Here is a 15,241-nt window from a genome sequence, read left to right on the forward strand (position 1 = left end):
TCGTTTGTCCAAAAAACACTTGGGAATTACAGTTTATCCGGAAAGCTGATACATGAATCTAATTCACAAAGGAAAACTGAAATGACTACCTTGCTACACCTGGACGCCAGCGCGCGCGGCGGACAATCCGGCCTGCAGCCGCACGGCTCCCATACGCGCAGGCTGACGCACCGTTTCATCCGGCAGTGGCTGCAGCAGCGGCCAGGCGACCTGGTCCGCGTACGCGATGTCGGCCTCAATCCGCCGCCGCCGGTGAGCGGCGCATGGATACACGCCGCCTTTACCGCGCCTTCGTCGCGCGAAGGCTGGATGCACAAGGCGCTGGCGGAAAGCGATGCCCTGGTCGATGAAATCCTGGCGGCCGATATCCTGGTGCTGGGCGTGCCCATGTATAACTTCAACGTGCCGGCGCAATTCAAGTCCTGGATCGACAATATCGTCAGGGTGGGCCGCACCTTCGGCTTTGACCGCCAGCGCCAGGGCGAACCTTACTGGCCGATGCTGAAGGATGCCGGCAAGCGTGCGGTGGTGCTGTCGTCCAGGGGCGACCACGGTTACGGGGCGGGGCAGAGGATCGCCGCCATGAACCATGTCGAACCCAGCATCCGCAGCGCCTTGGCTTACATCGGCATTGATGAGCTGCACAGCATCGCGATTGAATACGATGAGTTCGGCGACGAGCGTCTCGCGGCGTCCATTGCTGCGGCGGAGGCGGAGGTCGACAGCCTGGCCGGGAGGATGGCAAGCGAGATCGGCCAGGCTGCAGGCTGCCGGCAGGCGCCCTCGATTGCGTTGTGACGGCGAGCATGATTGCTGCATAATAATTGCCGGTGCAAGGAGTGACGCCTTGCCGCAGAAAATAAAGGAAGTCCATGCAATTGTCGAAAGCGCAGATGAGCAACGCCATCCTGTATTCCCTCCTTCTGTTTGCGTCGTCCACAACAGCCGTCATGGCTCAAGACGGGCAAGCTGCGGCGCCGGCCTGCCTTACCGGAGCCTATCGGTCGCCTGCCGGCGAGATCGTAACGCTGACGCAGCGTCCGGGGTTTCCGGCCACCCTGCTGGCCAGCAGTTTCGACGGCCGTATCGGCACCTTCGAGGCCGATGCGGAAAATGCCATGAGCGCCGCAGCAGATGCCGACGACCGGACCAGGCTGGCGGGTCGCTTGCGTTACGCCGGGTGCCAGGATAAGCCTGTGGTTTTCCAGTTCGAGGGTGGTCCGGAGCAGCAGTGGTCGCGCCTGCCGTTACGCATTACCCGCACCCGGTTCATGTCCGGTGCCCTCAGGCTGAATGGCGAATTGATCGAGCCGCTGACGCCTGCCGATAAACCGCCGCTGTTCGTGCTGGTGCACGGCTCCGAATCGACCGCGGCGGTAGATGCAAGCAATCGCGCTTTCCTGATGGCGAGCCAGGGTATTGCCGCATTCGTGTTCGACAAGCGCGGCACGGGGCAGTCGGAAGGCGCTTATACCCAGGATTTCGTGAAGCTTGCGGATGATGTCGCAGCTGCCGTGGTCGAGGCGCGCAGGCTCAGCGCAGGGCGTGTCGGCCGCGTCGGCGTGGCCGGGTTCAGCCAGGGCGGCTGGGTGGCGCCGCTTGCGGCGACCAAGGCGCCGGTCGATTTCATGGTGGTGGGTTACGGCGTCATAGGCACGCCGATAGAGCAGGACCAGTGGCAGGTCGATTATCAGCTGCGTAACCTCGGTTACGGCGAGGATGTGGTCGGCAAGGCGCGTTCGCTGACGGCGCTGGCCGGCACGGTGGCGGCGTCGAATTTCCACGCCGGCTTGCCGCAGCTGCAGCAAGCCAAAGGCAAATACGCGAGCGCGCCGTGGCTGGACAAGGTTGACGGCCAGTACACGGGCGAGCTGCTGCGCGGCGAGGTGGAACGGGCGCGCGGCGAAAGTCCCGGCGTGATCTGGCATTACGATTCAGAGGCGGCATTGCGCCGTCTTGCGATTCCGCAATTATGGATATTTGCGCAAGACGACTCGGTAGCGCCGAGCGCGCCGTCGATTGCCCGCCTGGAGCGTTTCAGGGCTGGCCGCAAAGCGATCGATATCGCCGTCTTCCCCGGTTCCGACCACGGTATAAGGACCTTTACGGTCAAGCCTGACGGCAGCCGCAAATATGGCGGTTATGCTGCGGGATACAACAGCCTGATGGCCGGCTGGATGAAGGGCCAGCCGCCGGCGCCGGAGGCCCGGGACAAAATGCTCGGGACAGCGCAGGATTTCCGCTAAGGTCAGGCTTTGAACTTGTTCTTGAGGGTATCGAGTTTCGAGCTCGATGCGGCTTGCGCCGGTGTGTCGTCGGCCTCGCTGTACTGCTCGTCGGCAAATTCGTCGGCGAGGTTTTTCCAGCCCTTGCTTGCCGCGAAGTCATTGAATTCTTCCGGCGCTTCCAGCACAATCAGCTTGTCATCTTGCAAACCAAGGTCGCCATGGCCGAAATCCGGGCCGGCATAGCCGCTGCGGCGCAGCTGGGCCAGGACCTGGGCGACCAGCACCTTGTCTTCATACAGCCGCTCCTTGCCGACCGCTGCGGCGAAATCGACATAGACGTCGATGATGCCGTAACCTTCGTCGAAGATGCGGATTGCTTTAATGTCATGAGTACGCCCGGCAGCGTCGTTGACGCTGAATGGCCCGCTGAGTTGGATGTCGGTTTCGCTGTTCATCCGGGCAGGATACACCAAATGCGGCTGAACCTAAGACCCGGGCTGGCGTCAGAACAGTGACGTCAGGTGCGAATCACCGGTAGACTGAGGGATGGCAATTTGGTTGAGAGGCGCTGCAGCGTCCGCAGAGAGAGGTTCGCAAAACCTGCCCGAAGGAGACAAAATGCGTGATATCTCATACAACAGGTCGAACAGGTCAGCGGAACAATTTTCCTGCGATCCCGCGGTGATTGAAAAATCGCACCAAAGATCGAGCGCCTACGGCCTGGACCAGCGCGACAAGCCGGACATCATGCCGCTGGACCGCAGCTCCCTGTCGCTGCTGCTGGAGCAGAACCGGGTCTTGCATACGCATGCCTTGCCGGTCATGGAAACCCTGTACGAGCAGATCGTCAACACCCATAACATGGTGATCCTGACCGACGCCAACGGCGTGATCGTGCACGCGCTGGGCGACGACGATTTTCTGGTCAAGGCCAACCGCGTGGCCTTGAATCCGGGCGTGGCCTGGTCCGAGCAAAGCAAGGGCACCAATGCGATAGGCACCGCCATCGCCGAGGGCGCGCCGACCACGGTGCATGCCGACGCCCATTATCTTTCAGCCAATCATTTCCTGACCTGTTCGGCAGCGCCGATTTTCGACTACCAGGGCAATATCCTCGGCGTGCTGGATGTCAGCGGCGACCGCGGCAGCTATCACAAGCACACCATGGCGCTGGTGCGCATGTCGGCGCAGATGATCGAGAACCAGTTGTTTACGGCGGCATTCGAGAACGCCGTCACGCTGCATTTCCATAGCCGGCCCGAATTCATCGGCACGCTGGTGGAAGGCATCGCCTGCTTCACGCCCGGCGGCCGTTTCCTGTCGGCCAACCGTAGCGCCTTGTTCCAGCTGGGTTTGTCGCAGGCGGCGTTGCAGTCGCATACCTTCAGTTCGCTGTTCGGCTTGCCGCTGTCGACCTTGTTCGACCACTACCGTGCCGCCGCTCCGGGCCTGCTCAGCCTGTGCCTGCACAGCGGCGTCAAGGTCTATGCCCGCGCTGAATTGAGGCTGGCCAATAGCGTGTTCCAGCATTACAGCGAACAGCCGCCCCTGCCGGCGGCTGCCGTGCCGAAAACGGCGGCGCGCCGCCTGTCCAGCTTGCGTTACCTGAATACCGGCGATCCGCACATGGCGACCCTGATCGGCAAGCTCGAGAAGGTGGCGGGGCGCGACATCCCGGTCCTGATCACCGGCGAGACCGGCACCGGCAAGGAATTGCTGGCGCAGGCGATCCATAACGACTCGCCGCGCAAGGACAATGCTTTCGTCGCCGTCAACTGCGCTTCGATTCCGGAAACGCTGATCGAATCAGAACTGTTCGGTTACGAAGAAGGGGCGTTTACCGGCGCCCGCAAAAAGGGCGGGAAGGGCAAGCTGCTGCAAGCCAACGGCGGTACGCTGTTCCTGGATGAGATCGGCGACATGCCGCTCGGCCTGCAAGCGCGCTTGTTGCGGGTGTTGCAGGAGCGGGTGGTGACGCCGCTGGGCAGCACCAAGGCGATCCCGGTCAACCTCGCGGTGATTTGCGCCACCAACCGCAACCTGCGCGAACTGATCGCGGCCAATCTGTTTCGTGAAGACCTCTATTATCGTTTGAACGGCCTGGTGGTCAAGCTGCCGGCCTTGCGCGAACGCAGCGATCTCGATGTCATCGTCGACCGGCTGCTGGCGGAAGCCGGCAGCGAGGGCCGCAGCTGCAGCGTCGCGCCCGACATCATGGACCTGTTTCGCAGGCACAGCTGGCCGGGGAATTTCCGCCAGCTGAGCAACCTGTTGCGGACCGCGGTAGTCATGGCCGAGGATGGCGGACTGATCCGGCTGGAGCACCTGCCCGACGACTTCCTGGAGGATGTGCAGCCTCAGCCGCCGGCCGCGGTTGCCATGGCCCCGGATAGCGGCGCCGGCAGCCTGGAAGGCCTGGCGCAGGCGGCCGTCAGGAAAGCCTTTGCAGCCAGCGGCGGCAACGTCTCCGCCACCGCCAAGGCGCTGGGAGTTTCGCGCAATACCGTGTATCGCAAATTGAACCTGCGTTAGATGGTGAGTTAGAAGGTGACAGTGGCGACGACGGTGTCGGTATATGTCGTGGCGACACCGGTTTGTCCCGACGGCACGCGGGCGTAAATCGTCAGCGGCGTCGCCGTGCCTGTGGCGCTCACGGCTGCCGGCGCGGTGGCTGCGGTGTTGCCCCAGGTCGTGGTGCGTCCGGAATCCGAGAACAGCGAATAATTGAGATAGGTCGGCGTGCCGCCGCCGCTGGATACCCGCCGCAACGGTGCCGCGTCGGTGGAGCCGGTATTGGCGTTGGCGCCTTGCCCCAGCGTGATGACGGGCGAGGCGCCGGGAGTGCAGGTGGTGGTGACGCTGGCGGTCACATCCTGGTTGGTCGTGGCGTTGGTCACGACCGGATCGTAAGTGGTGGTAAAGCCGACGGTGGCGATGCTGCAGTTGCCGGCGACGGTGACCGTGTTGGTCATGGTCGCGGTGGCTGTCGCGGCAAAAGCGCCGGCTGCGCTGCATGCCGATGCGACAAGCAAGATCAAACCCTGAATAGTATTTTTCATGACGAATCTCCCGATTGCCACCGCCTGGTTATCCGGTCCGGACCGCGCTCGACCTGCGTTTGCTGGCTGTATCTATAGCACATAAATTTCTTTCTGGAAATATTTATTTACCGATTCCAGCTATCCGCAACTTGCACGGCAAGGCCGTGCAAGTTGTCATCAAGGCATCACAGCGTTGGTAAAACCAGCGTCGATTGCTGGCCGGGGCTGAATTCAAAGCGCACGCCAAACCGTTCGCCCAGGTTCACCGGCGAAGCGTACAGGCTGTCGGCGGTATCCAGCACCACGCCGATGTGATGGCCAGCCGGCACATCATAGGCGGTAGCCGAGAACTCGATCGGGAAATCGACGGTCTGGCCAGGCGTTGCCCAGTGCAAGGTAGTGGCGCCATGGGTGATCAGGACCCCGGTGCCGATCGCATCCACGTCATACAGGTAGGCCACCACTTGCGCGCGCGCCTGCGACGGCGTGGCGCGCAAATTCAGCTTCGGGATGCCGCGGATTTTCTGCGTGGCGCTGAGCGCCGGCGCTTCGTAGCGGACGCCGGCAGCGAGGCTGACCGTCAGCAGCGAATTGATCACCGGCAGGTTGACGGTTTCGCCCAAGGTGGAGAGGATCGGGATCAGGCCGCTGCTGGCGGTAGTATCGAACAGATTCTGGATCAGGTCGGAGCCGGCGCTCTGGTTTGGCGTGGCGGAGATGTAGCCTTTGTCGCCTTTGCCGCAGAAGCAGCTGAGATCGAAGCGGACTGCACCGCGCGGCGCCAGGTAATAAGTCTTGTCGCTCAGTTCAGGAGCGGGCCAGGTGGCGAACGATTCGCGGCGGTCGCTGAATTTGATCTGCATGGAAACCTGGGGTTCGGTATCGACACCGTTTTTCTCGCCTTTCAGCCAGCGGTTGAACCAGCGGTGAGCCTGGTCGTAAGGATAGTTGGGGGCGCCCAGCAGCGCACCGGTCAATTCCGCGGAAGCGTGGATGCCAGCATTGAGCAGCATCTTCTTGGGGCCGGTCAGCGCAGCGAACATCGCCAGCGAAGAGTTCGGCGTGAACATGTCGTCCTGGAAGTTCTTGCTGATGAACACAGGCGCGTTGCGCTTGTTGATGGCGGCGACATAAGTGGATGGCGAACGCGGTTTTGCCCAGGCGGTGATTTCGGCAATCCTGGCGGCGCTGGTGTTGGGATCAAGCAGGGCCAGTATGTTCTGGTTCACTTCGGGCGCAGGACGGCCGGTAACGCTGCCGGCCAGGCCGAGCACGGTGGCCCAGGTCAGGTTGGGCGAACCGGACGTGTACAGCTGGTCCGCCAGGGTGGCCCAGCCGGATAGCGCAACCGCGGTCTTGAAGCGCGAGTCTTGCCCGAGCGCGATCAGCGACAGTCCGGCGCCGTAGGAAATGCCGCTGGCGGCGACATTGTTGATATCGATAGGCGCATTCGCTTGCAGCCAGTCGAGCACCGACGAGACATCGCGCGCATCTTCCGGCGCGGCGACGTCGACCTGGCCTTCGGACAGGTAGAAGCCGCGCGCGGTATAGCTCGCCACGACATAACCGTCTTGCGCCAGCTTCTGCTGCTGGCCGATATATTCGACGCGGCCGGGCGCCGCCCAGCTGGCGATCATGACGATCGCGGGAAATTTCTGGTCGCTGCCGCTGCGTTTCGGCAGGAACAGGTTGGCCGCCAGTTTGGTGCCGTCGAAACTGGCGATGGTCATGGCGGGGATCCAGCAGGTTCCGTCGATGGGCGAGACGATCCCCGGCGATTGCATGGGAGTGGTGTAGCCGGCCGCTTCCGCCGCGCTGGCGCTGCGGCACAGTTCGGCATTGGCGGCGGAGGAAGCCAGCCCTAGCGTCAGGATAATTCCGGACAGGGTAAGCAGAGACGGGATGCGCATGCGACGTTCTCCTGTATTTATGGTTGAATGCTCTGTGCCAAAACAAGGCGGGGGACTGGCATGGTTTGAAGCCAGGAACTGCTGGATGATGATTGCTGCGGCAGTCAAGACTGCGTGTTTCAAGGGAAGCAGGTAAAGCGAATGATCGGAATGATCGTTATCCGGCAAGCCGTTTTCCAAGGTGTTTCATGCAGCGGAAAGTGCGTCAGCACATAAGTGAACGATCGTTCTTTTCCTGTCTTTTATTAACCCACGCATCGCGTTGCAGCATCAACGAAAAGATTAGAAGATAGCGACTAATGATCAATGTGCACTGTCGATAGCGAAACAAAATCGGAGGATGGCGATGTTAAAACGGATCGATGCCGGCGTTCTCAATGTGACCTACGAGGAGAGCGGCAACGCCAGCGGCCGCGCGGTTTTCCTGATGCATGGCTTTCCATACGATATCCACGCTTACGACGAAGTGAGCGCATTGCTGGCAGCGGCTGGCTGCCGCGTCATCGTGCCGTACTTGCGCGGCTACGGCCCGACCCGCTTCCTGGCGCCCGATACGCCGCGCTCCGGCCAGCAGGCCGCGCTCGCCCATGACCTGCTGTCGCTGATGGATGCGCTGGCGATCCCCGATGCGGTGCTGGCCGGCTACGACTGGGGCGGCCGCGCCGCCTGCATCGTTGCCGCGCTGTGGCCGGCGCGCGTGCGCGGCCTGGTGTCGGCGGGCGGCTACAACATCCAGGATATCGCCGCATCGGCAGCGCCGCAGACGCCGGAAAACGAATGGCGCTACTGGTACCAGTATTATTTCCATGGCGAGCGCGGCCGGGCCGGGCTGGCGCAGGACCGCTACGCATTCTGCAAACTGCTGTGGCGCCTTTGGTCGCCGAACTGGCGTTTTGACGAAGAGACTTACCGGCGCAGCGCCGCTTCTTTCGATAATCCCGATTTCGTCGATGTCGTCATCCATTCCTATCGCCACCGGTTTGGACTGGCGCCGGGCGATCCTGCGTACGAGGACACCGAATCATTGCTGGCGGCGCAGCCGCAGATCAGCGTGCCGGCCATCGCGCTGGACGGCGGCGGCGACGGCGTCAGTCCGATCGGCGGTTCGGAAGGGCATGGCAGGTTTTTCAGCGGACCGTACCAGCGCCGGGTGATCCCGGTGGCCGGACACAACTTGCCGCAGGAAGCCGCGCAGGATTTTACCGGTGCTATATTGGCGCTGCTCTGATCATTTTTTGAAAGGCTGCCTTATGCTGCGTCTGGTGCTGCTGCTGTTAGGCGTCGATTATTTGCGCGAGCGCTGGCGCGGATTGCGGATCATCGGCTGGATATGGGCTGTCGCCGGGGTCGTGATCTTTGTCGACGCCCTGGATAATGCGCTGTATTTCCCGATCAGTTTTTTCGCCTATTTCTTGCTGGCCGAAGGAATCGCGACGCTGGCGGTGGCGTGGACCGGGGTCGCCGGGCAACGCATCTTGCGCAACATCAAAGGCGTGGCGTTTATCGTCGCCGCGTTGCTGATCATGGCGGGACATCACCACGGCAATTTCATCCTGTCGATGATTTTCGGCACGCTGTTCCTGGCGGACGGACTGCTGCAATCGATCTCGGCGGCCGTGGTGCGCTATCCGCGCTGGCGGCTGGCGTTCGCCGGCGGCATCGTCGAGTGCGGCATCGCGATTTTTTTCTACCAGCCTTACCCGACCCATTACGTAGGCACCGTGCCTTACTGCATCGGGCTGGGCCTGGCGTTCGGCGGCTGGCAGATGCTGCTGCTGGCGTACCGGGTGCGGCGCCTGTCGGCCAAGGCGACGGTCGAGTCGGTGTTGCAGAGGGCGGAGGCCGGCTCTGCCCAGGAGTATGCGGGGGAGGTCGCCGAGAACGCTGCACGGGAATGGGACGGGCCGCCCGCTGCAGGCGAAAAGGCCCTGACCGTCCATGTATGGACGCCGGTCGGTTCGTCAAGGGCGCCGGCGCAGCGGCTGCCGATCATCGACCGTTATATTGCCGCGGTTGATTCGGACGGCGTCATTTCAACCGGCCACGCGGCGCTTGAGACGCCTGAAGGCGTCTACATCAGCCTCTATCCCGGCGTTGAAATCGACAGGTCTCCGGACGAGTTCGGACGCCTGCTGCGGGCGACGCGTGACAACGATGTGCCTGGGCTGTTCCAGCCGGATTATCCGACCGAATCGCGCGCATGGTGCGAGTCCACCGTCAAGGTCAGGATCAGGAACTATAGCGCGCAGCGGCTGGCTGCTTTTTGGGAAAGCTACAGGCAGGACAGCACCTATAACCTGACTTATCGCAACTGCTCGAGCTCGGTTGCGCGTGCGCTGGAAGCGGCGCTTGAGGGCGCGGCCGGCAGGATCCGCGGCGGCAAGGGCTGGGGTGCTTTTGTACGATTGTTCCTGACGCCGGAATTGTGGGTCGCCGCGCAGATCCGCAAGCGCGCCAAAACCATGGCGTGGACGCCGGGACTGACCCTGGATTATGCGCGCGCCATGAGCATGCTGGCGGACCCGAGGCCGTTCGGCTGGCTGAAGATGGCGCGCCTGGCGCTGCGGACCATGTCGCGTTCGCGCCGGACATGGCGCCAGGAGCAAACCATGGCCAGGCGGCCAATGCCGGGCAATGAAGAAAACCTCACCTCCTGAAGCTTGAAGCAGTCTACAGCCGGCTTGCCTCTATCTTGCCTAGCAGCCACTGCAGGCCGGCCAGGTGCTGCTGGTCGTGGCTGCACAGGTAGTGCGCCAGGCTGCGCAGCGTCAACCGGCCGTACCCTTCGAATTCGGCGCTGCGCCTGAACTGTTCCTGATCCAGGCCGGACAGCAGTTCGACCGTCTTGGCGCGCGCCGCGCGGAACGACATGAAAATTTCAGCCGGATCGGCGGCGGCGTAATTGCGTTCTCTGGCAAGGATGTCGCTGTCGATCGACGCCAGCAGCGGATTGGCTTCATCCAGGGTGCGCTGGAAGCGCAAGTGATAGCCGTCGATTTCGATGTCGCGCACATGGCAGATCTGTTCGATGGCGGTGAATGGTTCGCTTGGCACGCCTTCCCAGGACGCTGGCGCCCAGTGCCGGAACTCGGCGGGAATGGCGGCGTAGTGCGCTTCCAGCTGCGGCGGAAAAGCGGCGAGGGCGGCGATCGTGATAGGGTGCATTGCTGGTGTGCCGGGAGGCATGGGTTTTCGGACAGGCAATTATATGGCAGCGCCAAAAATGCGTTGCGGCGCCGCTGTTTTTTGCCATGCCGCTGCGCGGCCCGCATGTCCGGTCCCGGCTAGGGGGTCTTTCTTTTGTCGCCCAGGAACGACGACAGCAGGTCCATCGGCAGCGGGAATACCACCGTGGTGTTCTTGTCGGCGCCGATCACCGTCAGCGTTTCCAGGTAACGCAGCAGGATTGCCTGCGGCTCTTGCGCCAGGACATGGGCCGCCTGGTAGAGTTTCTCGGAAGCCTGCAGCTCGCCCTCGGCATGGATCACCTTGGCGCGCCGTTCGCGTTCTGCCTCGGCCTGGCGGGCGATGGCGCGTATCATCGATTCGGTCAGGTCGACCTGCTTGATCTCGACATTGGATACCTTGATGCCCCAGGAGTCGGTTTGCGCGTCGAGCGCCTGCTGGATGGCGAGGTTCAGTTTTTCGCGTTCGGCCAGCATGTCGTCCAGCTGATGTTTGCCCAGCACCGAGCGCAGCATGGTTTGCGACAGCTGGCTGGTGGCGTTGAAAAAGTTGGCGACTTCGACGATGGCCTTTTTCGGATCGACGACGCGGAAATACACCACGGCGTTTACCCGCACCGAGACGTTGTCGCGCGAAATGACGTCTTGTGTCGGCACCTCCAGCACGACGGTGCGCAGGTCGACCCTGACCAGCTGCTGGATTGCAGGAACCAGCAGCACCAGTCCCGGGCCCCTGACGCCGGAAAAGCGTCCGAGGGTGAACACTACGCAACGTTCGTATTCCCGGAAAATGTAAATTGCCGCGTTGAGCAGGATGAGCAGGACGAAGATGATTGCGGCTAGTCCGAACCAGGCGAAATTCCAGGGCATTTTGTGCCTCCTTCCTTGTCGAGGATGGCCTGCTCCGGTCGCCGCGTCACCGCAGCGCCGCGCCGACAGGCCATGCTTGCAGTATAGGTCACCGCACGCCACTTAAACATCTCCACGCTCATGAATCGCCGGCAGCCGCCATGGGCCGGGCTTTCTCATTTCATAACAAACCGGCCTCAGGCCGGGCGCCGCCTGAACCAGCCCGCAAGCGACATGCGCTCGCGCGTTGCGGGCAATACCTCATGCAGCATGTCGGCCGACAGGAACAGCACCAGGCGGCTGCCCAGCGGTGCAATGTCTTCGGTGCATTTTCCCAGCGGATGCAGGCGCAGGGCGCCGCCTTGTTCCGGCAGCCAGTCCTGGTTGAGGTAAATGACCACCGATACGGTGCGGCAATCGTCGTCGCGAAAGCGGTCCAGGTGGGCCTGGTAGCCGGCGCCCGGCGCGTAAAACGCGAAATGGCTTTCGTATTCGTCCAGCCCCAGGTAGAGCTCGCGGTTTAGCGTCATGCGCAAGTTTTCCATGATCTGCAGATAGCGGTCGCACGCCGGCGACTGTCCCGCTTGCAGCCAGAGGATGCGATCGCCGCGGATGTCCGCGCGCAGCAATTGCGCCGCGCCTTTGCCTATGCCGGCCGGATTCAATGCGCCGCTGTCGGCCAGCACGCGGCATTCCGCGGCCAGTTCCCGCGTCAGCTCGGGCGACAGGAAAACATTGTGCTGCGACCAGCCGTGTTCGGCCAGGCCATCGGCCATGTGCGGCGGCAGCGCCGCGTTGGAATGCTCGGGGAAGGCAGGGGACTGCATCGCTACCACTCTTGGGAAACATGCTTTAACTGCAGATCGTCAATATTCCAGGAGCGCTGTTTCAACGATGCCGCCAAACGAATCCAGACCAGCGGATTGCGGGGCTAACCGGTCCATCATAACACCGCGGCGGGCGCCGCGCGGAGACCGGTCCTCAGGTCTCGCTCCATTGCCGCATCAGGTTGTGGTAGCAGCCGATCAAGGTGCGGCGCGCCTGTTCGTCGGCATTGGTCTGGTTCAGTTTCTGGATGGCGTTGTCCATGTCGAACAGCAGGCTGCGCTGGGCATCGTCGCGCACCAGGCTTTGCACCCAGAAGAAACAGGCGCTGCGCACGCCGCGCGTGATCGGGGTGACCTGGTGCAGGCTGGTGGCCGGATAAACCACCATGTCGCCGGCCGCCAGTTTGACCGAGTGCATGCCGTAGCTGTCTTCGATCTGCAGCTCGCCGCCGTCATACGACGCCGGGTCCGACAGGAACAGGGTGGCGGAGATATCGGTGCGCAGCTTGCGGCCGTCATGCGGATGGATCCGCACGCTGCCGTCGACGTGGGCGCCGAAGGTCATGCCTTCGCCGTAGCGGTTGAACATCGGCGGATAAACGGTATTCGGCAGCGCCGCGCTGATAAAGCGCGGGTGGCGCTCCAATGCCTCCAGGATGATCTGCTGGCATTGCAGCGCCACTTCGGAACGTTCGTCGATCTGCTGGTTGAACTTGACCGCCGCTCCCTGGTAGCCGGCCGTGACGCGGCCATCGACCCATGCCGCGCCGGCCTGGTCCAGCAGCTGGCGCACCGCGTCCAGCTGGCGGGCGTCGAGTACCTTGGGAATGGCGATCAGCATAGGCTTTTTCTCTTACATGCGATAGTTGAGCGACAGCATGGCGGTGCGGCCGCTGCCTGGCACCGAACGGCCGCCGTCGGACTGGATCAGCGCATCGTAATACATCTTGTTGGCCAGGTTGAACAGATTCAGGCGGATATCGTATTTCGGTTGCGTATACGCCACCGTTGCGTCCCAGCGGGTATAGCCGCCGACCTGCACGGTGTTGGTGGGGTTGGCGTAGCGTTCCGACATGTAAGTGGCGCCGCCGCCGATTTCCCAGTGCGGCGCGACCTTGTAGGTAGACCAGGTGGTCAGCGTATTCTTCGGCGTGTTGACCGGGATCTTGCCCAGCGTGCCGTCGAGCGCGGAAGACTGGATTACCTTGGCGTTCAGGTAGGTATAGCCGAGCGCGACTTGCCAGTCCTTGGTGATGTTGCCGACCGCGCCGGCGCGGGCGCCGTTGACCCTGACCGTGCCGTCCAGCTCATACACGCCGGTGCTGATCTGGCTGCGTGCGTTTTCCTTCTTGATCTGGAAGATGGCCGAGTTGAGCGACAGCCTGCCGTTGGCCAGGTCCCATTTGCCGCCCAGTTCGTAGGAACGGTTCTTTTCCGGGTCGAGGTTTTGCTGGCCGCTGGTGCCGGTCAGCTGTTCCAGCGACGGGTTGAACGAGGTGCCGTAGGACAGGTAGTAGGACTGCTCGGCGCTTGGCTGCCAGATCCCGCCCAGGCGCACGCTGGTGAAGTTGACGGTCTGCTGGGCCGAGGCGAGGGTGGTGTTCTTGGCGGCGGCCGGGGCATTGGTCGCGTTCAGCGAATTGGTGATGCTGGCGATGTAGCGGTCGAAGCGCAGGCCGCCGACCAGCTTGAACTGGTCGTTGAGCGTCACGGTGTCGTTGAGATAGGCGGCGATCGTGTTGGCGGAGCCGCCGGCGCGGTTGCCGGCCTGGCTGGCGACACTGCTGCCGGCTGCGCTGTAGCCTGGATTGACCAGCGGTACGCAGTCGTTATAACCGGCGACCGTCGAGGTCGGATTCAAGGCCTTGCCGTTGCAGCTGCCGTTGCGGTAGTAGCCCTGGTTGTCGTAGCCGTCATGGCCGAGCTCGAAGCCGGCCAGCAGCTCATGCTTGATGCTGCCGGTGCTGAGTTTGGCCGACAGCTCGGTCTGGTTGAAAATCGAGTAGTCGCGAATGTCGCGGTCATGGCTCTGGCCGCGGACATACAGGCTGCTCAGGGGCAGCGCGCTGACTGCCGACGGCGTCAGCGGCGTAAAGCCGGCGGCGGAAACCGTGCCGATGGTGTTCGGCGCGGTTTCGACCGCGCTGGTGCGTACGTAATTGAATTGGGTCTGGTTGCGCAGCACGATGTCGGGCGTGATCTTGTGGCGCACGGTGGCGTTCAGCGACGCCACGTCCTGGTTGGTATGGTCGCTGTTGAGGCCGTAGGCGGTATTGCGGTCGACCGGCGCCGGATGGCCGTTGAGCGGCGGCAGGCCGTAGTCGGGCATGTCGTGGTTGTGCTGGACCAGGGCCGACAGGGTGATTTCGGTCGGGGTGCCGATGCCGAACACGTAGGAGCCGGCCAGTCCGAAATCCTGGACGTCGGTCTGGTCGCGTGTGGTGGCCTTGCCGTTTTGCGCCATTGCAGACAGGCGGAACGCCGACGTATCCGACAACGGATGGTTGTAGTCAGCGGTGGTGCGGACCAGGCCGTTGGTGGTGGCCGACGCCGAGACTTCAGTGGAGGCGTGCAGGTTGGCTTTCTTGGTCACCTGGTTGATCACGCCGCCGGTGGAGCCGCGGCCGAACAGCATCGATGACGGACCCATCAGCACTTCGACCTGGTCGATGGCGAAGGTATCGCGATAGTACTGGCCGCGATCGCGGAAGCCGTCCAGGTAGATGTCGGTGCGCGCGGAAAAGCCGTTCAGGTTGATGTTGTTGCCGATCTGGCCGCCTTCGGCGCCGCCCAGGGTGATGCCGGCCACGTTGCGCAGGGCGTCGGCCAGCGAAGTTGCGCCTTGCGACTGCATCAGCGCCTTGTTCACCACTACTACCGATTGCGGCACGTCGTGCAGGTCGGCCGCCAATTTTGTGAGGGATGTCGCGTTGGCGTTGAAATCGCCGCGGCTGCCTTCTACAGTCACTTCCTGCAAGCTGGCCTCTGGTTTCGGGGCGGGGGTTTGTTGTGCGTACAGGGGCAGGGGAGCGGCGAACACTGCGACCAGGGCAGCGGCAATCGGGTTAAGGCGGATCATTGTTTTAGTTGTCAAAGGTTTAGCTTCAGGAAAGAAGCAGAAATTTTGGCTGGCTAATACGGCTATCCCCGTTTTGCTGGCTGTCGGGCATTACAAATTCTGTATTGCAAATGAGAGTGATT

The 15,241-nt window shown here is 62.6% G+C and carries 13 protein-coding genes; 5 read left to right on the forward strand and 8 right to left on the reverse strand.

Going from position 1 to position 15,241, the window contains the following annotated elements; all coding sequences use genetic code 11:
* Positions 1 to 81: 81 nt before the first annotated feature.
* Positions 82 to 798 carry an FMN-dependent NADH-azoreductase gene (locus AC07RZ_RS01415; protein WP_494666614.1) on the forward strand — a complete coding sequence of 239 codons (717 nt, stop codon included), beginning with the start codon at positions 82 to 84 and terminating at the stop codon, positions 796 to 798.
* A gap of 74 nt (positions 799 to 872) precedes the next feature.
* Positions 873 to 2,246, forward strand: coding sequence for an alpha/beta hydrolase family protein (locus AC07RZ_RS01420; RefSeq protein WP_494666615.1), 1,374 nt, complete (start codon positions 873 to 875; stop codon positions 2,244 to 2,246).
* A 2-nt stretch (positions 2,247 to 2,248) separates the two neighbouring features.
* On the opposite strand, the gene AC07RZ_RS01425 is transcribed toward AC07RZ_RS01420, so the two are convergent.
* The gene (locus tag AC07RZ_RS01425; protein WP_494666616.1) at positions 2,249 to 2,683 is read right to left on the reverse strand and encodes a hypothetical protein; all 435 of its coding nucleotides are present in this window, start codon (positions 2,681 to 2,683) and stop codon (positions 2,249 to 2,251) included.
* Between the two features lie 163 nt (positions 2,684 to 2,846).
* Between AC07RZ_RS01425 and AC07RZ_RS01430 the strand changes: the two genes are divergently transcribed.
* Entirely contained in the window at positions 2,847 to 4,760 is a 1,914-nt protein-coding gene (locus tag AC07RZ_RS01430; RefSeq protein ID WP_494666617.1) for a sigma-54-dependent Fis family transcriptional regulator, read from the forward strand.
* 8 nt (positions 4,761 to 4,768) lie between these two features.
* Here the strand turns inward: AC07RZ_RS01430 and AC07RZ_RS01435 are convergent, their stop codons facing one another.
* Positions 4,769 to 5,287, reverse strand: a complete 519-nt coding sequence (locus AC07RZ_RS01435; RefSeq protein ID WP_494666618.1) for a spore coat protein U domain-containing protein — start codon at positions 5,285 to 5,287, stop codon at positions 4,769 to 4,771.
* 167 nt (positions 5,288 to 5,454) lie between these two features.
* Positions 5,455 to 7,179, reverse strand: coding sequence for a CocE/NonD family hydrolase (locus tag AC07RZ_RS01440; RefSeq protein WP_494666619.1), 1,725 nt, complete (start codon positions 7,177 to 7,179; stop codon positions 5,455 to 5,457).
* Positions 7,180 to 7,525: 346 nt separating this feature from the next.
* Here AC07RZ_RS01440 and AC07RZ_RS01445 point away from each other — a divergent pair, with 346 nt between their 5' ends.
* Together AC07RZ_RS01445 and AC07RZ_RS01450 are read left to right on the forward strand one after the other, a co-directional pair.
* A complete protein-coding gene (locus AC07RZ_RS01445; RefSeq protein WP_494666620.1) occupies positions 7,526 to 8,407 on the forward strand; it encodes an alpha/beta fold hydrolase in 882 nt (293 codons plus the stop codon).
* A gap of 22 nt (positions 8,408 to 8,429) precedes the next feature.
* Positions 8,430 to 9,836, forward strand: a complete 1,407-nt coding sequence (locus AC07RZ_RS01450) for an HdeD family acid-resistance protein (protein WP_494666621.1) — start codon at positions 8,430 to 8,432, stop codon at positions 9,834 to 9,836.
* Between the two features lie 13 nt (positions 9,837 to 9,849).
* Here the strand turns inward: AC07RZ_RS01450 and AC07RZ_RS01455 are convergent, their stop codons facing one another.
* The 5 genes from AC07RZ_RS01455 to AC07RZ_RS01475 all read right to left on the reverse strand — a co-directional run bounded on the left by AC07RZ_RS01455 (position 9,850) and on the right by AC07RZ_RS01475 (position 15,119).
* Positions 9,850 to 10,344 (reverse strand): DinB family protein, encoded by a 495-nt coding sequence (locus tag AC07RZ_RS01455; protein WP_144736065.1) that lies wholly within the window; start codon positions 10,342 to 10,344, stop codon positions 9,850 to 9,852.
* 119 nt (positions 10,345 to 10,463) lie between these two features.
* Entirely contained in the window at positions 10,464 to 11,234 is a 771-nt protein-coding gene (locus tag AC07RZ_RS01460) for a slipin family protein (protein WP_092391949.1), read from the reverse strand.
* 176 nt (positions 11,235 to 11,410) lie between these two features.
* Entirely contained in the window at positions 11,411 to 12,040 is a 630-nt protein-coding gene (locus AC07RZ_RS01465) for a 2OG-Fe(II) oxygenase (RefSeq protein WP_494666622.1), read from the reverse strand.
* A 154-nt stretch (positions 12,041 to 12,194) separates the two neighbouring features.
* Positions 12,195 to 12,881 carry a Fe2+-dependent dioxygenase gene (locus tag AC07RZ_RS01470; RefSeq protein ID WP_144736066.1) on the reverse strand — a complete coding sequence of 229 codons (687 nt, stop codon included), beginning with the start codon at positions 12,879 to 12,881 and terminating at the stop codon, positions 12,195 to 12,197.
* A gap of 12 nt (positions 12,882 to 12,893) precedes the next feature.
* Entirely contained in the window at positions 12,894 to 15,119 is a 2,226-nt protein-coding gene (locus tag AC07RZ_RS01475; protein WP_494666778.1) for a TonB-dependent receptor, read from the reverse strand.
* Positions 15,120 to 15,241: the final 122 nt, after the last annotated feature.

The sequence above is a fragment of the Collimonas sp. GW821-FHT07E08 genome, assembly GCF_059418905.1.